Origin of the sequence: Micromonospora sp. LOL_025, assembly GCF_048060285.1 — a bacterium.
Taxonomy (GTDB): domain Bacteria; phylum Actinomycetota; class Actinomycetes; order Mycobacteriales; family Micromonosporaceae; genus Micromonospora.
On sequence record NZ_JBHMIR010000069.1, the window covers coordinates 1 to 5,669 of the forward strand.

The 5,669-nt window shown below is 75.2% G+C and carries 7 protein-coding genes; 3 read left to right on the forward strand and 4 right to left on the reverse strand.

Annotation, left to right across the window (positions count from 1 at the left end; genetic code table 11):
• Window positions 1-93: 93 nt before the first annotated feature.
• Window positions 94-1,170, reverse strand: coding sequence for a spore photoproduct lyase family protein (locus ACFHW0_RS31350; RefSeq protein WP_416613242.1), 1,077 nt, complete (start codon window positions 1,168-1,170; stop codon window positions 94-96).
• Window positions 1,171-1,256: 86 nt separating this feature from the next.
• Between ACFHW0_RS31350 and ACFHW0_RS31355 the strand changes: the two genes are divergently transcribed.
• Window positions 1,257-2,006 carry a DNA-formamidopyrimidine glycosylase family protein gene (locus ACFHW0_RS31355; protein WP_416613243.1) on the forward strand — a complete coding sequence of 250 codons (750 nt, stop codon included), beginning with the start codon at window positions 1,257-1,259 and terminating at the stop codon, window positions 2,004-2,006.
• 82 nt (window positions 2,007-2,088) lie between these two features.
• Here the strand turns inward: ACFHW0_RS31355 and ACFHW0_RS31360 are convergent, their stop codons facing one another.
• From ACFHW0_RS31360 to ACFHW0_RS31370, 3 genes are read right to left on the reverse strand one after another with little or no spacing between them, the layout of a single operon-like run.
• Window positions 2,089-2,388, reverse strand: a complete 300-nt coding sequence (locus tag ACFHW0_RS31360) for a BON domain-containing protein (protein WP_416613244.1) — start codon at window positions 2,386-2,388, stop codon at window positions 2,089-2,091.
• A 58-nt stretch (window positions 2,389-2,446) separates the two neighbouring features.
• Window positions 2,447-3,112, reverse strand: coding sequence for an STAS domain-containing protein (locus tag ACFHW0_RS31365; protein WP_416613245.1), 666 nt, complete (start codon window positions 3,110-3,112; stop codon window positions 2,447-2,449).
• Window positions 3,109-3,480, reverse strand: coding sequence for a hypothetical protein (locus ACFHW0_RS31370; protein ID WP_416613246.1), 372 nt, complete (start codon window positions 3,478-3,480; stop codon window positions 3,109-3,111). The genes ACFHW0_RS31365 and ACFHW0_RS31370 overlap by 4 nt, the downstream gene beginning before the upstream one ends.
• 173 nt (window positions 3,481-3,653) lie before the next feature.
• Here ACFHW0_RS31370 and ACFHW0_RS31375 point away from each other — a divergent pair, with 173 nt between their 5' ends.
• Both ACFHW0_RS31375 and ACFHW0_RS31380 read left to right on the forward strand, forming a co-directional pair.
• Window positions 3,654-4,328, forward strand: a complete 675-nt coding sequence (locus ACFHW0_RS31375; protein ID WP_416613247.1) for a response regulator transcription factor — start codon at window positions 3,654-3,656, stop codon at window positions 4,326-4,328.
• Window positions 4,325-5,669: sensor histidine kinase (locus tag ACFHW0_RS31380; RefSeq protein ID WP_416613248.1), on the forward strand; the 1,345-nt coding region annotated here is incomplete at its 3' end. The genes ACFHW0_RS31375 and ACFHW0_RS31380, both read left to right, overlap by 4 nt.

Sequence of the window (5,669 nt, forward strand, 5' to 3'; positions counted from 1 at the left end):
GTGTGGGAGAGTAGGACACCGCCGGACAATCATTCGGTTCAGGGTCACCCTTCGGGGTGGCCCTGAACTGCTTTCCGTCGAGGAAAGGGCCGGTCAGAACGCGTAGCGGACGCGGCAGTACGGCGCCTTCGCGGCGATCAGGTCCGTCAACGCCGCCACGTAGGCGCCCTTGCTGCCGGTGCGGTACCGCACGTTCCAGCCGCCGGTCTGCGACCGCTTCGGCTGCTGGAGATCCGGCCGCCAGAGGATCTCCTCGGCCTTCGGATGCCAACCGAGGTTCACCTCGTGCAGCCGGTCGTTGTGGGTCAGGAAGATGACCTCGGCGGCGAGCTGCGCCTTGGCGCGGGGCCCGAGCGCGTCGTCGAGCTGGTCGAGCAGCTCGGCCCAGTCGTCCAGCCATCCGTCGCGGACCACCACCGGGCTGAAATTGACGTGCACCTCGTAGCCGGCCGCGACGAAGTCGTCGACGGCGGCCAGCCGCTCCGCGACCGGAGAGGTCCGGATGTCGAGCAGCTTCGCGTCGCGGGCCGGCATCAGCGAGAACCGGACGCGGGTCCGGCCCCGGGGATCCCAGTCGAGCAGGTCACGGTTGACGTGCTTCGTGGCGAACGTGGCCTTCGCCGTCGGCAGGTCCCGGAACAGCGTCACCAGGTCCCGGACGTTGTCGGAGACGCGGGCGTCCAGCGAGCAGTCGGAGTTCTCGCCGATGTCGTACACCCAGGCGGCGGGGTCGCACTGGTTCGGCTCACCCTTGACGCCCTGCCGACCCACGTGCCGGCCCAGGTAGCCGGTGATCCGGTCGATGTTGGCGAAGACCGTCACCGGGTTGCTGTAGCCCTTGCGGCGCGGCACGTAGCAGTAGGCGCACGCCATCGCGCAGCCGTTCGCCGTGGACGGGGCGATGAAGTCGGCCGAGCGGCCGTTCGGGCGGGCGGTGAGGGACTTCTTGACCCCCAGCACCAGGGCCTCCGTCTTGATCCGCACCCACCGGGCCACGTTCGTCTCGTCCCCGTACAGCTCCGGGATGCGGGAGTGGCTCTCGACCTCGACGCGCTCCGCGTCGGGAAAGCGCTCCAGCACGGCCCGCCCACGGGGCAGCGCGGCGGCCTCCGGCTCCACGTAGATCCGCCGGACGTCGAACAGCCGAGAGTGCGGGACAGGGTCGGTCACGAAAGGGGACAACTGCGGACCGATCGCCGTTGTTCCCGCGCCCCGGGCGCGCCGTTTCCGCGCCCGTGCCGCGGGTACCCGGGCGCATGCCCGAGGGCCACCTCGTCCACCGGTACGCGCGCGACCAGCACGCCACGCTCGCCGGGCAGGTCCTCGCCGCCTCCAGCCCGCAGGGTCGCCTGGACACCGGCCCGTACGACGGGCGGCGGCTGCGCGCGGTGGAGGCGTACGGCAAGCACCTGCTCTACCACGTCGACGACGCGCCGGCCCTGCACGTGCACCTCGGCATGCGCGGGCTGTTCCTGCGCCACGACGACCCGGCCGTCCCGCCCCGCGGGGGCGTCCGGCTGCGCCTGGCCGGCGCGGGCGTCGCGTACGACCTGATCGCGCCCATCCGCTGCGAACCGCTCCGCGGCGACGGCGAGCGCGCGCTGCGGGCCTCGCTGGGCCCGGACCCGCTGCGCGCCGACGCCGACGGTGAGGACGCCGTACGCCGGCTCGGCGCCGCCAGGGGCGCGGTCGGCGCAGCGCTGCTGGACCAGGCGGTGTGGGCGGGCCTCGGCAACGCCTGGCGGGCGGAGCTGCTCTTCCTCGCCGGCCTCGACCCGGACGCCCGGGCGGTCGGACCGGCGCCCGCCCGCCGGCTGTGGGAGCTCGCCGTCGGCTACCTGGCGCTGGGCCGCGACGCCGGCCAGGTGGTCAGCGACCCGGCGGCACCCGATGAGCGGTGGGTCTACAAGCGGCCGGCCTGCCGGCGCTGCGGCGCCCGGGTGCGCACCTGGCAGCTGGGCGGTCGCACGGCGTACGCCTGCCCGGTCGACCAGCCCGCGGCCTGACCGGTCCCGCGGTCCGCCGGCTTGCCCGCGACCGGGAGGACCCACCGGCCCGGACGCCGTCGCCGATCATCGGGGCCGGCGCTCAGAGGCGGGGCCGGCGGGGGCCGGCGAGCCGCAGGGCGTTGCAGACGTCGACGACGCCCTGGACGTCCCAGGCGATCTCGCCGGCCACCCGTCGGGTGTCCGGGCCGGCCACGATGCCCGCGAGGATGACGACGCGGTTCTGCACGGTCACCACGATCTGCTGGCGCCGGGTGGTCCAGTCGCTGCTCAACCGCTGGGCGACCAGCGCCGCCAGCCGGCCGTCCTCGTCGGTCGGCGAGGGGCCCGGCGGCTCGGCAGGGAACCCGCCCTCGTCCGGGTACGGCCAGGGGATGAGCATGGCGTGCTTCCTCTCGATGGTTCTGCCGAGCCGGGGCCACGCGGGCCCGGCGATCGGGTCAGCGGGACGACGCCTCGGACACCGCCGCCGCGGGGAGGCCGCGCGGATCCGGCCCGGCGGCGACGGCCGCCAGCCCGGAGGTGGCACCGGCCCCGCCCGGAGAGAGCCGGCGGACCGCCTCCTGCGGGCTCGCGAAGACCGGGAACAGCCCGTCGAGTCGCATGGTGTGCAGCACGGTGCGGATGAAACGGGACGGAGCTGCCAGGCAGAGCACGGCGCCCCGCTCCCGGGCGTCGCGGTGGGCCCGGACGAGCAGCCCGAGCCCGCCGGCGTCGATGAGGTGCACCCGGGTCAGGTCCACCACCACGTGCCCGTGGACGTCCACCGCCTGCCGCAGGGCGGCCCGCAGCTCGTCGGCGGTGTCGACGTCGATGTTCCCGGCGGCCGTCACCACCGCGACGTCGTCGAGGTGGTCGACGCCCAGCACCCCGCCGCCCGACTGGCCGCCCTGACCGGTGGCGTCGCGGCCGGCCCCGAGACCCGGCAGGCTGCACCGGGGACAGCGGTGCGGGCCCGTGGCGAACGGCGAGCCGCTCCAGCCGTGTTCGGCCACCAGGGTCCAGACGACCTCGGCGTCGGGCAGGACGCAGGCGGTGCCCGTGGTCGTGTCCCCGCAGCTGTCGCAGATCAACGTCATCAGGTGCTCGTCCGGTACGACGGTCATCGTGTCTTCCTCCACGGGAGGTCGGGCCGTGCCACGCGCCGGCCCGCGACCGGCGGCGTCTGGGCGGTGTCGAGGTCCGGCCCCGTCCCGCCCGGCGGGGCGGCGGCGCGCCGAGGACCGGCCGTGGCCGCCACGAGAGCGACGCCGACGACGGCCGAGCCGGCCGGCACGCCGACGCGCCACCCGGCCGATCCGTCGGTGTCGAGGCCGACGATGCGGGCCAGGATGACGCCGAGCAGCGCGGTGACGATCCCCGCCACCAGCGCCAGCCAGACCGGCACCTCCCGCCGGCGCGGGGTCACCCGCCAGCCCGCCCCGGCGACGAGGAGACCGACGGCGAGCGCGGTGAGGAGACCGGCGACGGTCATCTGATCCCTCCTGCGGTGCCGGCCGGCCGACGGCAGCCGGCCCACGGTTGTACCCCACCACCCTCGGCGCCGCCCGTGGCGCGGGTCACGCGGTTGTATGACAGTTGCGTGACAAAACCGCCGAACGCCGGACACGGTTGGGCACCCGTCGCCGCCTTGGGGATGATGCCGGTATGACGGACGTGCTGGTGATCGAGGACGACGACCGGATCCGTCTGGCGTTGCTGCTCGCGCTCGAGGACGAGGGCTACCGCGTCCGGGGCGTGGCCACCGCCGAGGAGGGCCTGCTGCGGCAGCGCCGGGAGCCGGCCGACACCGTACTGGTCGACCTGATGCTGCCGGGCCTCGACGGCTTCGAGTGCATCCGGCGGCTGCGCCGCGACGACGACGTGCCGATCGTGGTGGTCAGCGCCCGCGACGACACCCACGACATCGTCGCGGCACTGGAGGCCGGGGCCGACGACTACGTGGTCAAGCCGGTGGCGATCAAGGAACTGTCGGCGCGGCTGCGCGCCCTGCGCCGCCGGGCCCGGGCGGCCCCCGACCCCGTGCCGGTGCTCACCTTCGGGGAGCTGGAGATCAGCCCGGACGCCGGGGAGGTACGCCTGGGCGGGCGGCCGGTGCCGGTCACCCGCACCGAGTTCCGGCTGCTGTGCGAGCTGGCCGAGCACGCCGGTCGGGTGCTGTCGCGCCACCAGCTGCTGCAACGGGTCTGGGGCTACGACACCGGTGACGAGCGGCTCGTCGACGTGCACGTGGGTCGGCTGCGGCAGAAGATCGAGGACGATCCGGGCAACCCCCGGCACCTGGTCACCCTGCGCGGCCTCGGCTACAAGCTGACCCGGTGAGGCGCCTGGGACTGCGGGCCCGGGTGTCCGCCGGTTTCGCGGTCGGCGCGTTGCTGCTGTCCGCCTCGATGGCCCTGGTCTCGTACGAGCTGACCAGGCGATCCCTGCTCGACGAGCGGGAGCGCACCGCCGTGCGGGCGGCGTACTTCGACGCGGCGGTGGTGCGTACCGGCCTCGACACGGACGCCCCCGACGTGGTGGAGGTGCTGCGGTCGCTCGACACCGGCGGCAACCGCCGGCCGCTGCTGCACCGCGGCGACGACTGGTACGCCCGCACGGCCGACGCCGGCCTGACCGCCGCCATCCCGGTCGACCTGCAACAGCTCGTCCACGCCGGGGAACCGGCCGTGCAGCGGGTCCGGGTCAACGGCCAGCCCACCCTGCTCGTCGGCCTGCCGCTAGCCCCGTCCACCAGCTACTACGAGCTGACGTCGCTGCGCGAGCTGGACCAGACCCTGCGGGTCCTGGCGCTGGCGCTGACCGCCGTGGCCATCGTGGTCGCCGGGTCCGGCGCCGCCCTGGGCTGGTACGCCACCCGGCACAGCCTTCGGCCGCTGACGGCGGTGGCCGACGCCGCGCAGGAGATCGCGGCGGGCAACTTCTCCGCCCGGCTCGCCGCGACCACCGACCCCGACCTGACCCGGCTCTCCACCTCCTTCAACCACATGGTCGACCAGCTCTCCCGGCGCATCGAGCGGGACCGCCGCTTCGCCGCCGACGTCAGCCACGAGCTGCGCTCGCCGTTGCAGACCCTCTCGGCCGCGGCCAGCGTCCTGGCCCGTCGCCGGGCCCACCTCGACGAGCGCACCGCCACCGCCGCCGGCCTGGTGGCCGACGAGATCACCCGGTTCGAGCAGCTCGTCAACGACCTCATCCAACTCGCCCGCAGCGACCAGCCGGTCGACCGGGCGCCGGTCGACGTGGCGGCGCTGGCCCGCCGCGCCTGTCAGGTCCGCGGGCTGCCGGACACGCTCGTCCGGGTCGGCGCGGGTGTCGCCCCCACCTGGCTGGTCGACGAGCGTCGGGTCGAGCAGATCCTGGCCAACCTGGTCGACAACGCGCTGCGCCACGGCGGCGGCCCCGTGGCCGTACGGCTGTCGCAGCGCGACGGCACGGGGATCGTCGAGGTCGACGACGAGGGGCCGGGCGTGCCGCCGGAGGACCGCGACCCCATCTTCGACCGCTTCGTCCGTGGCCGGGCCGCGCACTCGCGTGGCGACGGCGACGGCACCGGGCTCGGGCTGGCCATCGTCGCGCAGCACGCCGCCGCGCACCGGGGGCGGGCCGGCGCGGGCGACCGCCCCGGCGGGGGCGCCCGCTTCCGGGTGGAGCTGCCCGGGG

Bases quoted from the DNA above. Each gene is read 5' to 3' on its own strand.
- ACFHW0_RS31355 (WP_416613243.1), top strand. From the start codon at position 1,257: ATGCCCGAGGGCCACCTCGTCCACCGGTACGCGCGCGACCAGCACGCC.
- ACFHW0_RS31360 (WP_416613244.1), bottom strand. From the start codon at position 2,388: ATGCTCATCCCCTGGCCGTACCCGGACGAGGGCGGGTTCCCTGCCGAG.
- ACFHW0_RS31365 (WP_416613245.1), bottom strand. From the start codon at position 3,112: ATGACCGTCGTACCGGACGAGCACCTGATGACGTTGATCTGCGACAGC.
- ACFHW0_RS31370 (WP_416613246.1), bottom strand. From the start codon at position 3,480: ATGACCGTCGCCGGTCTCCTCACCGCGCTCGCCGTCGGTCTCCTCGTC.
- ACFHW0_RS31375 (WP_416613247.1), top strand. From the start codon at position 3,654: ATGACGGACGTGCTGGTGATCGAGGACGACGACCGGATCCGTCTGGCG.